At 71.1% G+C, this 14515-nt stretch carries 12 protein-coding genes and 1 pseudogene; 6 read left to right on the forward strand and 7 right to left on the reverse strand.

Annotation, left to right across the window (positions count from 1 at the left end; all coding sequences use genetic code 11):
* The 4 genes and pseudogenes from ACFWP5_RS48165 to ACFWP5_RS48180 all read left to right on the forward strand — a co-directional run.
* Nucleotides 1-545, forward strand: a pseudogene (locus tag ACFWP5_RS48165) (histidine kinase); the annotation flags it as partial.
* A complete protein-coding gene (locus tag ACFWP5_RS48170) occupies nt 542-973 on the forward strand; it encodes a roadblock/LC7 domain-containing protein (RefSeq protein WP_019059640.1) in 432 nt (143 codons plus the stop codon). The pseudogene ACFWP5_RS48165 and the gene ACFWP5_RS48170, both read left to right, overlap by 4 nt.
* A 9-nt stretch (nt 974-982) precedes the next feature.
* Nucleotides 983-1384: a DUF742 domain-containing protein gene (locus ACFWP5_RS48175; RefSeq protein WP_384172344.1), complete on the forward strand. Its 402-nt coding sequence runs from the start codon at nt 983-985 to the stop codon at nt 1382-1384.
* Nucleotides 1385-1431: 47 nt separating this feature from the next.
* Complete coding sequence (locus ACFWP5_RS48180) at nt 1432-2037, forward strand: ATP/GTP-binding protein (protein ID WP_327405523.1); 606 nt, start codon at nt 1432-1434, stop codon at nt 2035-2037.
* Between the two features lie 108 nt (nt 2038-2145).
* On the opposite strand, the gene glpK is transcribed toward ACFWP5_RS48180, so the two are convergent.
* The 5 genes from glpK to ACFWP5_RS48205 form a co-directional block, all read right to left on the reverse strand.
* A complete protein-coding gene (gene glpK, locus ACFWP5_RS48185; protein ID WP_384172347.1) occupies nt 2146-3657 on the reverse strand; it encodes a glycerol kinase GlpK in 1512 nt (503 codons plus the stop codon).
* A gap of 58 nt (nt 3658-3715) precedes the next feature.
* Complete coding sequence (locus ACFWP5_RS48190; RefSeq protein ID WP_327405525.1) at nt 3716-4441, reverse strand: MIP/aquaporin family protein; 726 nt, start codon at nt 4439-4441, stop codon at nt 3716-3718.
* A 335-nt stretch (nt 4442-4776) separates the two neighbouring features.
* Entirely contained in the window at nt 4777-6429 is a 1653-nt protein-coding gene (locus ACFWP5_RS48195) for an EAL domain-containing protein (protein ID WP_384172351.1), read from the reverse strand.
* 100 nt (nt 6430-6529) lie between these two features.
* Nucleotides 6530-7720 carry a lipid-transfer protein gene (locus ACFWP5_RS48200; RefSeq protein WP_384172354.1) on the reverse strand — a complete coding sequence of 397 codons (1191 nt, stop codon included), beginning with the start codon at nt 7718-7720 and terminating at the stop codon, nt 6530-6532.
* Entirely contained in the window at nt 7717-8142 is a 426-nt protein-coding gene (locus tag ACFWP5_RS48205) for a Zn-ribbon domain-containing OB-fold protein (protein ID WP_384172369.1), read from the reverse strand. Before ACFWP5_RS48205 ends, ACFWP5_RS48200 begins: the two co-directional genes overlap by 4 nt.
* A 233-nt stretch (nt 8143-8375) precedes the next feature.
* Here ACFWP5_RS48205 and ACFWP5_RS48210 point away from each other — a divergent pair, with 233 nt between their 5' ends.
* Entirely contained in the window at nt 8376-8912 is a 537-nt protein-coding gene (locus ACFWP5_RS48210) for an NUDIX domain-containing protein (protein ID WP_384172357.1), read from the forward strand.
* Between the two features lie 2 nt (nt 8913-8914).
* Here ACFWP5_RS48210 and ACFWP5_RS48215 read toward each other — a convergent pair whose 3' ends face one another.
* Nucleotides 8915-11281 carry a TIM-barrel domain-containing protein gene (locus ACFWP5_RS48215; RefSeq protein ID WP_384172360.1) on the reverse strand — a complete coding sequence of 789 codons (2367 nt, stop codon included), beginning with the start codon at nt 11279-11281 and terminating at the stop codon, nt 8915-8917.
* Between the two features lie 214 nt (nt 11282-11495).
* Here ACFWP5_RS48215 and ACFWP5_RS48220 point away from each other — a divergent pair, with 214 nt between their 5' ends.
* Complete coding sequence (locus tag ACFWP5_RS48220) at nt 11496-13463, forward strand: acetoacetate--CoA ligase (protein ID WP_384172363.1); 1968 nt, start codon at nt 11496-11498, stop codon at nt 13461-13463.
* 21 nt (nt 13464-13484) lie between these two features.
* Here ACFWP5_RS48220 and ACFWP5_RS48225 read toward each other — a convergent pair whose 3' ends face one another.
* Complete coding sequence (locus ACFWP5_RS48225; RefSeq protein WP_384172366.1) at nt 13485-14372, reverse strand: aminotransferase class I/II-fold pyridoxal phosphate-dependent enzyme; 888 nt, start codon at nt 14370-14372, stop codon at nt 13485-13487.
* Nucleotides 14373-14515: the final 143 nt, after the last annotated feature.

Genomic DNA, 14515 nt, shown 5'->3' on the forward strand with positions numbered 1-14515 from the left:
CATACGGCCTGGTCGGAGGCTTCGGCGAGCGGGTTGGGGGCCGGGCCGGTCAGGGCCCAGACGGTGAGGCCGAGCTCCCGGCCAGCCTGGGCGGATCGGAAACGGACGGCCCCGCACCACTCCCGGCCCGGCGTCGCGGTGACACGCCGCTACGCCGCCGTACCGACGTGCCCGGCGGTCGCGCCGAATCCGCGCAGCCCTCCGCTTCCCCGGGGCGCGGCCTCGGGGAGCCGCCCGAGACCCCCGCCCTCCCCAGGCGCGCCCGGCGTGCCGAGCTCGCGGCCGGCGCTCCGGACTCCGACACCCCGCCGAGCACCGGAGCGCTGCCCCGACGCGTACGCCAGGCCAACCTGGCCCCGCAGCTGAAACAGGACCCCGATCGGCGCGCCGCGAGCCCGGCGGAGGTCGCCGAGCGCGACGCCGACGAGGTGCGCAGCCGTATGGCCTCGCTCCAGCGCGGCTGGCAGCGCGGCCGCGAGGAGAACGCCGAGGGCGACGACGCTCAAGGCGGCACAGCACAAGGAACTAAGGGGGACGGTCGATGACCGCACCAAAGGCGACCGGCCACAGCACCGACCAGCGTGGGCTGAACTGGCTCCTCGACGACCTCGTCGAGCGCGTCGCCAGCATCCGCAAGGCCATCGTGCTCTCCGGCGACGGCCTGGCCACCGGCGTGTCCCAGGATCTGACCCGCGAGGACAGCGAACACCTGGCCGCGGTGGCCTCCGGCTTCCACAGCCTCGCCAAGGGCGTCGGCCGCCACTTCGAGGCGGGCAGCGTGCGGCAGACGGTCGTCGAACTCGACGAGGCCTTCCTGTTCGTGACGGCCGCCGGCGACGGCAGCTGCCTCGCCGTCCTCGCGGACGCCGACTCGGACGTCGGCCAGGTCGCCTACGAGATGACACTGCTCGTGAAGCGGGTCGGTGTGCATCTGGGGGCCGCTCCGCGCACCGACCTGTCCTCCGGCGGGTAGTGGAATGACATGAGCGGAGACGGTCACGGTCAGGGAAGAAGCCACTGGTTCGACGACGAGGCCGGACCGGTCGTCAGGCCGTACGCGATGACGCGCGGCCGCACCACCAGTGCGGCCCAGCACCGCCTCGACCTCATCGCGGTGGTGATCGCGGAGTCCCTCGAGGACGACTCGGAAGCGGACCAGACGCTGTCCCCGGAGCACGTGGACATCGTCGGTCTCTGCCGTGACGCCCCCCAGTCGGTCGCCGAACTCGCCGCCGAACTCGACCTGCCCATCGGGGTGATACGGGTCCTCATCGGCGATCTCGTGGACGGGGAACTCGTCCATGTGTCGCGTCCCGTACCGCCTGCCGAGCTGGTGGACGAGAGTATTCTGCGCGACGTCATCTCCGGCCTCCGGGCGCTGTGAGCGGCTCGGGCAACCCCCCTACCCCCATCAAGCAGGAGAAGAGACCGATGATCTTCGGGCGTTCTGAGCGAGGCAAGCCTCCGGTCGAGCCCGTCACGCTCAAGATCCTGGTGGCCGGCGGCTTCGGCGTGGGCAAGACCACCCTCGTCGGCGCGGTCAGCGAGATCAGGCCGCTGCGCACGGAGGAACTGCTCACCGAGGCAGGGCGTCCGGTCGACGACACCAGCGGGGTGGAGGGCAAGCACACCACCACCGTGGCCATGGACTTCGGCCGCATCACGCTGCGCGAGGACCTGGTGCTGTACCTGTTCGGTACGCCGGGTCAGGAGCGGTTCTGGTTCATGTGGGACGAGCTCTCCGAGGGCTCCCTGGGCGCCGTCGTGCTCGCCGACACCCGCCGCCTGGAGGACTGCTTCGCCGCCCTCGACTACTTCGAGCGGCGCTCCATACCCTTCGTCGTCGGCGTCAACTGCTTCGAGGGCGCCGACCGTTACCCCGTGGACGCCGTACGCCAGGCCCTCGACCTCGACGAGGACGTACCCCTCATGCTCTGCGACGCACGCGACCGCGCGTCGGTCAAGGAGGTCCTCATCGAGGTCGTCCAGCACGCGATGGCCTACGGCGCGAAGCGCCGCCAGAGCGTCACCAGCTGAGGCGCGGGCGCGGCCCGTACCCCCGCCGACCGGGGTACGGGCCGCAGTTGGTGCAGTGCACCGGCACGCGCGTGCGTGCCCAGTGGAACGACGCTCACGCGTGTGTGCCTAGCTGTCGCCCTCCTCCTGCCAGCCGAAGCTCTTCTCCACCGCCTTGCGCCAGTTGTGGTACTCGCGGTCCCGCACCGACGACTCCATGGACGGCGTCCACTCGACGTCCTTCTGCCAGTGCGACTTCAGCTCGTCCAGGTCGTTCCAGACACCGGTGGCGAGCCCGGCCGCGTACGCGGCGCCCAGGCAGGTCGTCTCGGAGACCTTGGGCCGGATGACCGGCACCCCGAGGACATCCGCCTGGTGCTGCATCAGCAGGTTGTTCTTGGTCATGCCGCCGTCCACCTTCAGGGTGGTGATCTGCACCCCGGAGTCCTGGAACATGGCGTCCACGACCTCGCGTGTCTGCCAGCTCGTCGCCTCCAGCACAGCGCGCGCGAGGTGCCCCTTCGTGACGTACCGGGTCAGCCCGGTGACGACTCCGCGCGCGTCGGAGCGCCAGTAGGGGGCGAACAGGCCGGAGAACGCGGGCACGATGTACGCGCCGCCGTTGTCGTCCACGCTCGCGGCGAGGGTCTCGATCTCGTCGGCGTTGCGGATGATGCCGAGTTGGTCGCGGAACCACTGAACGAGCGCGCCCGTTATGGCGATTGACCCCTCCAGGCAGTAGACCGGCGCCTCACTGCCGATCTTGTAACCCATCGTCGTGAGGAGGCCGTTCTTCGAAGGCACCGGCCGGTTCCCGGTGTTGAGCAGCAGGAAGCTGCCCGTGCCGTAGGTGTTCTTCGCCGTGCCCACGTCGTAGCAGGCCTGCCCGAACACGGCCGCCTGCTGGTCGCCCAGGGCCGACGCGACCGGCACCCCCGCGAGTTGGCCGACCGCCGTGCCGTAGACCTCGGCGGAGGACTTGATCTCGGGGAGGATCGCCTCGGGGACGTTCATCGCGGAGAGGATGGACGGGTCCCACTGGAGGGTCTCCAGGTTCATCAGCATGGTGCGCCCGGCGTTCGTCACGTCGGTGACGTGCTTGCCGCCGTCGACGCCCCCGGTGAGGTTCCAGATCAGCCAGGAGTCGATCGTGCCGAAGGCGATCTCGCCGCGTTCGGCGCGGTCCCTGAGGCCGGGCACGTTGTCGAGCAGCCAGGCCGCCTTGGGGCCGGAGAAGTAGCTGGCGAGCGGCAGTCCGGTCTGTTCGCGGAAGCGGTCCGGCCCGTCCGAGCCGCCGAGTTGCTTGCACAGGGCCGCGGTGCGGGTGTCCTGCCACACGATGGCGTTGTGCACGGGTTTGCCGGTGGCGCGGTCCCAAAGGACCGTCGTCTCACGCTGGTTGGTGATGCCGAGCGCGCTGAGCTGGTCGGCGCGCAGTCCGGCCTTGGCGATCGCCCCTGCGACCACCGCCTGCACCTTGGACCAGATCTCGGTGGCGTCGTGCTCCACCCAGCCCGGCTTGGGGAAGATCTGGCGGTGCTCGCGCTGGTCGACGGCGACGATCGCGCCGTCCTGGTTGAAGACGATGCAGCGGCTGGAGGTGGTGCCCTGGTCGATTGCGGCGACGAACCTGTCCGTCATGACGACCCCTTTGTCGTGTCCTCGGATCCTTCAGAGGGCTGCTCTCGGAAGACTGTTGTCAGAAGGCTGCGTTGAAGATGACTCCGGCGAGCGCCCCGCCGATCAGCGGTCCCACCACCGGGATCCACGCGTAACTCCAGTCCGAGGTGCCCTTGTTCGGGATCGGGAGCAGCGAGTGGACGATGCGGGGGCCCAGGTCACGGGCCGGGTTGATGGCGTACCCGGTGGGACCGCCGAGCGACAGACCGATGCCGACCACCAGGAAGGAGACGACCAGTACCGCCGTGCCGGACGTGCCGAGTCCCTTGGTGAGCCCGAAGGCCAGGATCGGCAGTACCAGTGCGATGGTCGCGATGATCTCCGTCATCAGGTTCGCCACCACATTGCGGATCGTGGGCGTGGTGGAGAAGATCCCGAGCGTGGGCTGCGCCATCTCCTCCTCGGCGTTGGCCTGGAACTGCGCGTAGTAGACGAGCCAGCACAGCACCGCGCCGAGCATGGCGCCGACCATCTGCCCCGCTATGTAGAACGGGACCTTGTCCCATTTCCCGGTGTCGATGGCGATGCCGATCGTCACCGCCGGATTGAGTTGCCCGCCGGACAGCGGTGCGGCGGTGTACGCCCCGGCCATCACGCCGAAGCCCCAGCCGAACGCGATGACGATCCAGCCGCCGTCCTTCGCCTTCGAGTAGTTGAGTACGACGGCGGCGACCACTCCGGCTCCGAACAGGATCAGGATCGCGGTGCCGATGACCTCACCGAGGAATATGTCTCCATTGCTCATGGCGGCTCCTTGGCCCTCGCCCGGGACGGTCGGCCCCGGTCCTCCGTGCAGGGTGCGGTTCCCTTGGCGACTTAAGCCGAAGGCAGGGAGGGTCCCGAGCCCCGCCCGGCGTCCGTGACGAGCGTGCCGGCGCAGCCGAATCGCCCGTGGGGAATGGGCCTGAGCGCAGGCGGAGCCGGCGCGGCGCAGTGCCTGGTACGCCGAGAATGTACGGCGATGTCGACCGACACCGGGAAGTGTTCACCGGTGCCTGTGGAGCGTCAAGGTCGCGGACGGCAACGGTGACACCCGTCCTGACGGCCCCTGGAGCCCCGTAGGAAGCCGCCGGGCCGCGCTCAGCGCCCGGGGGACTCCGCCGCCGTGCGGGGGGCCTGTGCGGGCGTCACATGCGATCCGCGCAGGATCTCGTACTCGGACCGTCCCGCCCGGCCCAGCACCCAACTCGTGCCGTCCAGCGCCTTCGCCGCCTTCTTCAGCGGCGCCAGACACGCGGCCGCCTGCCGGTGGTCGGTCACACTGCCCGGCACGCACAGGACGGTGGCCAGGGACAGCGTCACGGCCCTGCCGCCCGCCGCCCAGGGCACGTCGAGCACGGCAGCGGCCAGCGGATGCAGCCCCTCCGGATCGGTGAGCACCAGGAAGTCGTCCCCGCCGATGTGCCCCACGCGCGTGTGCCCGTGTGCCGTCGGCTGCAGCGACCGCGCCACCGAGCGGATCAGTTCGTCGCCCGCCGCGAAGCCGGCCCCGTCGTTGACCTGTTTGAAGTGGTCGACATCCAGCCAACTCAGCGCGAACGTCCGCCCGTCCGCGATCCGCCGGTCCACCTCACCGGTGATCGCGTCCGAACCGGGCAGTCTGGTCAGCGGATTGAGACCCGCGGCCTCCTCCACCCGGGTCTCGGCCAACGTCCGCACCAGATCCGCGAGTCGTACGACGCCGACGCACCGCCCGTACCGGTCGACCACCGCCACATCGTCCGACGTACGGTCCCGGTCGCCGACCGCGACCACGTCCAGGACCTCCCAGGCGGTCGCGTCGACGCCGACCGTCCGCGGCACGTCGCCGAGCTTGGCCGCGGGCCGGTCGGCGTACAGGGCGTGGCCGTAGCGCCCCGACATCGACAGCAGGAACCGCGACCGGTGCACCGACCGGACGGGCACCCCGTCCCGGTCCACGAGCACCACCCCGGACACGTCCGGTGAGCCGGTCAGCAGCGCCCGCACCTGACCGGCGGGCGCGGTGTCGGGCAGCAGCGCGGCCGGGCGTACGAACTCCCGCACCCACGGCCCCGACGGCGGTGTCGTCGCGAGACCGGGAGCGCGGGGCGGAACGTATACGTCCGCCGTCGGAATCCGTGTCGGCGGCGCGAACAGCTCCCCCTGCGCCAACTGGGCCCCGGCCGACCGCGCGGTCGCGCACTGCGTCTCGGTCTCGACGCCCTCCACGGACAGCAGGGCGCCCAGCTGCTCGCACAGGGTCCGCATGGCCCGCACCGCGGCCGGCCGCTCCAGCAGCGACGCGTCGAGCTTCACCAGGTCGGGCGTGAGGTCCGTGAGCAGCCGCAGGGGTACGTCACCGTCGCCGACGCCGTCCGCGCAGATCCGGAACCCCTGGCCCCGCAGCTCGGACACCGCCTCCAGGAGCGCCCGTTGGGGCACGTGCGTGTACGGCGGGACGATGTCGATCGTGACTTCCCACGGGAGCCGTCCCGCCTCGCGCACCGCGCTGTGCAGCGGGGTGAGCCCGCCGAGGTCGGCGAGGGTGCCGGCGAACACATTGATGTGCAGCGGCAGCAGCGTCTCCTTGCGCGCGGCGGCGCGGACCGCCAACACGGAGAGCCTGCCGTCGAGTTCGGGATCGCGGCGGGCCTCGGCCAGGATGTCCCCGGTCTCCGGGCGGACGAGGATCTCCAGCCCCGCGACCCCACCGGTGGTGAGATTGACCACCGGATGGAAGGCGAAGCGGAGAGTGTCCGTCGAGGAGCGCACGGCAGCATGATGACGCCACCGGCGTACGCCCAGGCCCAGTTCATAAGACGTTCACGCAGCCTTGCGGGCCGATCACACGGCGTGCGGGACACGCCGTCGGTCACCGTACGGCGAGCACCGCCGAACCGTGCCCGAACAGCCCCTGGTTCGCCGTGAGCCCCGCCCGCGCCCCCGCGACCTGCCGGTCACCCGCGTCGTCTCTCAACTGCCAGGTCAACTCGCAGACCTGGGCGATCGCCTGTGCCGGAACCGCCTCCCCGAAGGAGGCCAGCCCGCCGCTCGCGTTCACCGGTATGCGACCGCCCAGGGCCGTCGCGCCCTCGCGGAGCAGCTTGGCGCCCTCGCCCTCGCCGCACAGCCCCAGGTCCTCGTACCACTGCAACTCCAGGGCGGTGGACAGGTCGTACACCTCGGCCAGGGAGAGCTCTTCAGGGCCGATGCCCGCCTCCTCGTAGGCCGCGCGCGCGATCGATGCCCGGAACGTCTCGTCCGGCGGTGCCACCGCCGCCGCGGAGTCCGTGGCGATGTCCGGGAGATCCAGCACCGTGTTGGGATAGCGCGGCGTCACCGTGGACACCGCCCGGATCCGCACCGGGTCCGCCGCCCCGTGCCGACGCGCGAACTCCATGCTGGACAGCACCAGGGCGGCCCCGCCGTCGGAGGTGGCGCAGATGTCCAGCAGCCGCAACGGATCGGCGACCACCGCCGAGGCGGCGACCTCCTCGGCGGAGACCCGCTTGCGGTAGCGCGCGTACGGATTCAGCGCACCCAGGGCGGAGTTCTTCACCTTGACCTGGGCGAAGTCCTCCGGGGTGTCCCCGTAGAGGGCCATCCGCCGGCGCGCGTACAGCCCGAAGTACGTCGGATTCGTCGCCCCGAGGACCCGGAAGCGCAGCCAGTCCGGATCGTCGTGCCGCTCGCCGCCGGCAGGCCGGAAGAACCCCTTGGGGGCGGCATCGGCGCCCACGACCAGCACCACGTCCGCGAGCCCCGAAAGGATCTGCGCCCGCGCGGCGTTGACGGCCTGCGCCCCGGACGCGCACGCCGCGTACACGCTCGCCACCCGGGCGCCCTGCCACCCCAGCGCCTTCGCGAACGTCGCGCCCGCCACATACCCGGGATATCCGCCACGCACCGTGTCCGCGCCGACGATCGAACCGACGTCGCGCCACTCCAGCCCGGCGTCGGCGAGGGCCGCCCGGGCCGCCGCCGTCCCGTACTCGACGAAGCCGCGCCCCCACTTGCCCCAGGGGTGCATGCCCGCACCGAGCACCGCCACATCCGCCGTCATGCCGTCACCCCCGTAGGCCGCCAGTGCCAGGTCGTCCAGGTCGTCTCCGCGTCCTCACTGAGAACACCGGGGACGACCTCCACCTCCATGCCCACCGTCAGATCGGCGACGGTGATCCCGGGAATCGCCTGTCCCAGCACCACGATCCGCTCGGACTCCAGCTCCACAGCGATCAACGCGTACGGTTCCCACGGAAGTTCCGGATCGCTCACATACGGTGACGGTGGCCGGTACCGGCTGTCCGTGTACGACCAGACACGGCCGCGCCGCGACAGCGGGACCTCCTCCAACTCGCCGCCCGCGCAGGCCGGATTGCGGCAATGGCCGTCCTCACGCGGGAAGAAGACCGAGGCGCACGCCGAGCAGCGCGTGCCGAGCAGCCGGAAGTCCTCCCCGTCCCCGGTGAACCAATCGGTGACCACAGGTGTGCGTGTCCGCGACAACGTCCCTCCACAGCACTGGATCTGACGGAACGTCAGAAGTGTGCCACGGGCAACGGAAAATGAGCAGGGCGTTTCGGTGAACCATCGAGCCACTTACGGCGTCGTGATACCGGGAGGGACGGCCGGGGCCCACGGGGGTGGTTCCGGCCGTTTCCCGTTCACGCGCGGCCCCCGGAAAGACGCCCTCCGCTTGATCGGATACAGTCCGCCGGGTGTCCGAAACTCAAGCCTCCGTCCCCAACTCCGGGCCGAACTCCCACTGTTCGAGGTGCGGATCGCCCTACGGAGAGGGCGTCTCCGGCTGGCCCCGCACCTGCCCGGCCTGCGGCACCGTCGCGTACCGCAACCCGCTGCCCGTAGCCGTCGCACTCCAGCCCGTGTACGACACGAAGGGCACCGCCCTGGTCGTCATCACCCGAACCGTCGCCCCCGCGCGCGGAGGCGTCGCCCTGCCGGGCGGTTACGTCGACGACCGCGAGGACTGGCGGCAGGCCCTCGTCCGCGAACTCAGGGAGGAGACGGGCATCGACGCCGCGAGCCGCGACGTACGGCTCGTCGACGCCATCAGCTCGCCCGACGGGCATCTCCTGCTCTTCGGAGTCCTCCCCGAGCGCCCGGTGGAGGGGCTGCCCACGTCCGGCGTCACCGACGAGACGGAGGGCTGGCACCTCCTGCGCAGGCCGGAGGAACTCGCCTTCCCGCTGCACTCCGTGGCCGTCAAGGCCTGGTTCGAAGGTCGGTACATCTGAGGTCAGCCCTCACCGAGCCCTCGCACCCGCACCGGGTAGGACGGCGCGCTCACGCCGTCCTCCCGCTCCCGCTCCACGACCACGCGCCGGCCCTGCCAGCGGGCGACGTACCGCTCGATCTCCGGTTCGTCCCAACCGTCGCCCGCGTCCGGCACCACCAGCCCGCCCCCGGTCCGCCCCCGGGCGGGCGCCCACACCTCCAGCTCAAGGCCGCCGTCCGTGCCCCGTACGGGGAGCACGGCACCCGCGCGCGCGAGCACCGGAATCCGCGACAACGGGGCGTCGACGAGAATCTGGGCCGGGCCCTCGTAGACCTGCTCCGTCTCCGTGTCGTACCAGCGCCCCCTCGGCAACTGCACCGCACGCCGGTCCGATCCAGGATCGAGCACCGGCGCCACCAGAAGGCAGTCGCCCAGCAGGAAGGCGTCCTCGCAGTCCCGTAGCGCGCGATCCTCCGGAGTGCCCCACCACAGGGGCCGCACATAGGGCGCCCCGGTCCGCCGCGCGAGATGGGCCAGCGTCATGAAGTACGGCAGCAGCCGCCGCCGTTCGACGAGCGCCACGCGTGCGTGCTCCAGCACGTCGGCACCGAACTCCCAGGGCTCCCGACGCCCCGCCCGCAGGCTCGCGTGGGTGCGGAACAGCGGCAGATACGCGCCGAGTTGGAACCAGCGCAGATACAGCTCGGGCGACGGACTCCCGTCGAAGCCGCCCACATCAGGACCCGAGTACGGGACCCCGCACAGCCCGAGCCCCATGACCAGCGACAGCGAGGCCCGCAACCCGGGCCAGCCGGTGGCCACATCGCCGGACCAGGTGCCCCCGTAGGTCTGCATCCCGGCCCACCCGGAGCGCGAGAAGAGGAACGGCCGCTCCTGGGGGGCCAGTTCGCGCAACGCCCCGTAGGCGGCCTTCGCCATGCACAGCGCGTACACGTTGTGCGCCTCACGATGGTCACCGCCCCGCCCCTCAAGGTCGTGCCGGGCCGAACGGGGCAGTGTCGACTCCCCGAACGCGGCGAAGGACGTGGGCTCGTTCATGTCGTGCCAGAACCCCGCGAACCCCTGCGCGAGCCGCTCCTTGTAGAGCCCGCCCCACCACTCCCGCACACGCGCGTGCGTGAAGTCCGGGAAAACCGCCTCCCCGGGCCATACGACTCCCCGTACCAGCCGCCCTGAGGCGTCCCGCACGAAGGCGTCCTCGGCGGTCCCGCTGTCGTAGACGGCGTTTCCCGGCTCGGCCTTCACCGCGGGGTCGACGATCGACACCAGCCGGATGCCGTCCCGCCGCAACTCCTCGGCGAGCACCGGCAGTTTCGGGAAGCGCTCGTGGTCGACCGTGAACACCTGGTGCTCGTCGTAGTGGTCGATGTCCAGGTGGACGGCGTCCAGCGGCAGACCGCGCTCGTGGTAGCCGGCGACGATCCGCCGCACCTCCTGCTCACTGCCGAAGCCCCACCGCGCGTGATGGTGACCCAGCGCCCAGGCCGGCGGCAGCGCGGGAGCACCGGTGAGCGAGGCCCAGGCGTGCAGCACGCGCGCGGGGGTGCCCACCACCACCCAGCAGCGCAACGGCCCCCCGTCCATCCGCAGCTCGGACGCCCCGGCCCGGTCGTGCCCGGAACCGGCGCCCTCCTCGCCCTCCCGCAACGTCACCCTGCCGTCCCAGGAAGTGTCGTGGAACACCAGATGCGTGGCCGCGTCGGCGACCACCAACTGCACCGGCATGGTGACGTACAGCGGATCGTCACCCGGCGCGAAGGCATGCCCGGGGTCGGTGTTCCACAGCCGGTACGTCCCGTCGCGCAGCCGGGGGCCCGACGCGCGCCCGCCGAGCCCGAAGAACCGGGCGTCCGCCGCGACCTCCGAGCGCTGCATCCAGCGTGCCGTGCCCCCGCCCACCGGTTCCCACCAGCGCGGTGGCAGATCCCGGCGCAGCGTCACACCTCCGGGCGTACGCACCTCGACCGCGCCGTGCCGCGACACGGCGACCGTCACCCGCTCCGCCACGACCCGCCAGCCGCCGTCCTTGTCCGGCTCCAGGACCGCCCGGGGATCCGGCTCGGGACAGCGCCCGGCGAGCGCGTACGACGGCTCGGGACCGGCCCCGTCCCAGCCCCAGAAGACGGCCCCGTTCGCGGCGACGGTGATGCGCAGCTCGGAACGGCTGAACCGGATGACCCCGCCGCCGGGCCCCGGCTCGGCCTCGCGCACCGGGCCGGGTACCCGCGCCCGCTCGGCCCCGCGCGAGGGCAGCCCGGTGGCGTCGGCACGCCTCCTGCGCCACGACGCCCGTACGGTACGCAAACCCTGCGCCGCCCCCGTCGAGCCGACCACCTTCACCGAACGCACCAGGTCACGACCGTCCATGCTGCTCACCCTGCCATTACAGGACCCGGATAACCGTGTCGTTCAACTGCCGTTCACCCGTGGTGGGACCACATCTTCACGACACCGACTATGTGGAGCCCGCCCTGGTGTAGAAGTCGATCACATGGCATCGTCCGTGTCAGCCGCGTCACGCGCACACCCCCGCACGTGCGCGACCGACGCACACGACGCGCACAGTCCCGGGAGCCGCCCCATGTCGACCGCGAACCCCCTGCCGCTCTGGCAGCCAGATCCGGAACGCATCGCCCAGGCACAGGTCACCAAGTTCCAGTCCTGGGCGGCCGAACGCCACGGGGCCCCCGCCGAGGGCGGCTACGCGGCACTGCACCGCTGGTCCGTCGACGAACTGGACACGTTCTGGCAGGCCGTCACCGAGTGGTTCGACGTGCGGTTCTCGACCCCCTACGCGCGCGTGCTCGGCGACCGCTCGATGCCCGGTGCGCACTGGTTCCCCGGAGCGACCCTCAACTACGCCGAGCACGCCCTGCGCGCGGCGGCGACCCGCGCCCACGAACCGGCCCTCCTGTACGTCGACGAGACCCATGAGCCGAGCCCGGTCACCTGGGCGGAGCTGCGCCGCCAGGTCGGCTCCCTGGCCGCCGAACTGCGCGCCCTCGGCGTACGCTCCGGAGACCGCGTCAGCGGCTATCTCCCGAACATCCCGCAGGCCGTAGTCGCTCTGCTCGCCACGGCCGCCGTGGGCGGCGTATGGACGTCCTGCGCCCCCGACTTCGGAGCCCGCAGCGTCCTCGACCGCTTCCAACAGGTCGAACCGGTCGTCCTGTTCACCGTCGACGGCTACCGCTACGGAGGCAAGGAGCACGACCGCCGCGACACGGTCGCCGAACTCCGCCGCGAACTGCCCACCCTGCGCGCCGTAGTCCACATCCCCCTCCTGGGAACCGACGCCCCCGAAGGCGCCCTGGAATGGTCGTCCCTGACCTCGGCCGACGTGGAGCCCGTCTTCGAAGAGGTCCCCTTCGAGCACCCCCTGTGGGTGCTCTACTCCTCGGGCACGACCGGCCTCCCCAAGGCCATCGTCCAGTCCCAGGGCGGCATCCTCGTCGAACACCTCAAGCAACTCGGCCTGCACTGTGACCTGGGCCCCGAGGACCGCTTCTTCTGGTACACGTCCACCGGCTGGATGATGTGGAACTTCCTCGTCTCCGGCCTCCTCACGGGCACGACGATCGTCCTGTACGACGGCAGCCCCGGGTACCCCGACACCGGCGCCCAGTGGCGTATCGCCGAACGCACCGGGGCGACCCTCTACGGCACCTCGGCCGCGTACGTCATGGCCTGCCGCAAGGCCGGCGTGCACCCGTCCCGCGACTTCGACCTCTCCAAGGTGAAGTGCGTCGCCACCACAGGATCACCGCTGCCCCCGGACGGGTTCCGCTGGCTGCACGACGAGGTCCGCGACGACCTGTGGATCGCCTCGGTCAGCGGCGGCACGGACGTCTGCTCCTGCTTCGCGGGAGCCGTACCGACCCTCCCCGTGTACATCGGCGAACTCCAGGCCCCCGGCCTGGGCACCGACCTCCAGTCCTGGGACCCGAACGGCGAACCCCTGGTCGACGAGGTCGGCGAACTTGTGGTCACCAACCCCATGCCGTCCATGCCGATCTACTTCTGGAACGACCCGGACGGCACCCGTTACCACGACAGCTACTTCGACACGTACCCCGGAGTGTGGCGTCACGGCGACTGGATCACCGTGACCTCCCGGGGTTCCGTCGTCATCCACGGCCGCTCCGACTCCACGCTCAACCGGCAAGGCGTGCGCATGGGTTCGGCCGACATCTACGAAGCGGTCGAACGGCTCCCGGAGATCAAGGAATCCCTCGTCATCGGCATCGAACAGCCCGACGGCGGCTACTGGATGCCCCTCTTCGTGCACCTCGCCCCCGGAGCCGTCCTCGACGGTGCCCTCCTCGACCGCATCAAGCAGACGATCCGCGAACAGCTCTCCCCACGCCACGTACCCGACGAGGTCATCGAGGTGCCCGGCGTCCCGCACACCCTCACCGGGAAGCGCATCGAGGTACCCGTCAAACGCCTTCTCCAAGGAACCCCATTGGAGAAGGCGGTCAACCCGGGCTCCATCGACAACCTCGACCTGCTGAGCTTCTACGAGGACCTCGCCCGCAAACGCGCCTGATCGGCGTCCCGTAGAGGTCGATCACCCTCCATAGGTGGCCTCGGACTCGCCGAGTACAGCGGCGAAGTCCGAGGCCAGCCGCGCCGCGTCGGCCGGTTCGAGTTCGGCGACGGAGATCCGTACGCCCGGCTCGGACGACAGCCGGAACCGCGCCCCCGCGGCGACCCACCAGCCGTACGACCGAAGCCCGTTGACGACGGCGGACTCGTCAAGCACGGGCACCCAGAGGTTCATCCCACTCGCCCCGTGCGCCACGATTCCCCGCCCGCCCAGCTCTGCGCGGAGGGCCTCCCGGCGCAGTGCGTACGCCTCCTGCGCGCGCGTGACCAACGCGCGCGTGCCGTCGTCCGTCATCAGCCCGTGAACGGTCTCCTGGAGGAGATGACTGACCCAGCCGGACGTCAGCAGCAACCGCCCGTCGTGCCGTGCCAGCGTGATCGGATCACAGGCCGCCGCGGCCCACCGCAGGTCGGTGCCGAGGAACTTGCTCACCGTCCGCACATGCACCCAACGCGAGAGCCCACCGGACGTCAGCGACCACAGGGGAGCGGCCGCCACGGCGGACGCGTGATCGTTCTCCACGACCAGCACCTCCGGCTCACCCCTGAGCACCTCGACGAGCGCGTCCCGGCGCGCGGCCGAGAAGCAACCCCCGTACGGATTCTGCGCCCGTGGGCTGCACACCACGGCGCGCACACCCGCCCGCAGCGCCGCGCGCAGGGCATCGGGACGCATGCCTTCGTCGTCCACCGAGACAGGCACCATCCGCAGCCCCAACGCCGTGACCAGATCCAGCAGATGGTGATAACCGGGGTCCTCCATGGCCACCGCGTCGCCTGGCCGCAGCTCCACGGACAGCAGCCGCCCGATCAGATCCAGCGCACCGTGCGAGAAGGTCACGTGCTCCACGGGCACACCGTCCGGCCGAATCCAGTGCCGTACGGCCTCCTCCACCCCCAACCAGTCCTACGGCGTACTGCCAAGTCAGCTGCAGGCAAACCCAACTGCGCAGTCCCCGCTGCTGACCGGATCCAAGGACCTCCGGCTGACCG

Source organism: Streptomyces sp. NPDC058469, from assembly GCF_042721125.1.
GTDB lineage: Bacteria > Actinomycetota > Actinomycetes > Streptomycetales > Streptomycetaceae > Streptomyces.

Excerpts from the sequence above, each read along its gene's own strand:
- ACFWP5_RS48220 (WP_384172363.1), top strand. The coding sequence starts at position 11,496 with ATGTCGACCGCGAACCCCCTGCCGCTCTGGCAGCCAGATCCGGAACGC.
- ACFWP5_RS48215 (WP_384172360.1), bottom strand. The coding sequence starts at position 11,281 with ATGGACGGTCGTGACCTGGTGCGTTCGGTGAAGGTGGTCGGCTCGACG.
- ACFWP5_RS48200 (WP_384172354.1), bottom strand. The coding sequence starts at position 7,720 with ATGACGGCGGATGTGGCGGTGCTCGGTGCGGGCATGCACCCCTGGGGC.
- glpK (WP_384172347.1), bottom strand. The coding sequence starts at position 3,657 with ATGACGGACAGGTTCGTCGCCGCAATCGACCAGGGCACCACCTCCAGC.
- ACFWP5_RS48175 (WP_384172344.1), top strand. The coding sequence starts at position 983 with ATGAGCGGAGACGGTCACGGTCAGGGAAGAAGCCACTGGTTCGACGAC.
- ACFWP5_RS48190 (WP_327405525.1), bottom strand. The coding sequence starts at position 4,441 with ATGAGCAATGGAGACATATTCCTCGGTGAGGTCATCGGCACCGCGATC.
- ACFWP5_RS48180 (WP_327405523.1), top strand. The coding sequence starts at position 1,432 with ATGATCTTCGGGCGTTCTGAGCGAGGCAAGCCTCCGGTCGAGCCCGTC.
- ACFWP5_RS48170 (WP_019059640.1), top strand. The coding sequence starts at position 542 with ATGACCGCACCAAAGGCGACCGGCCACAGCACCGACCAGCGTGGGCTG.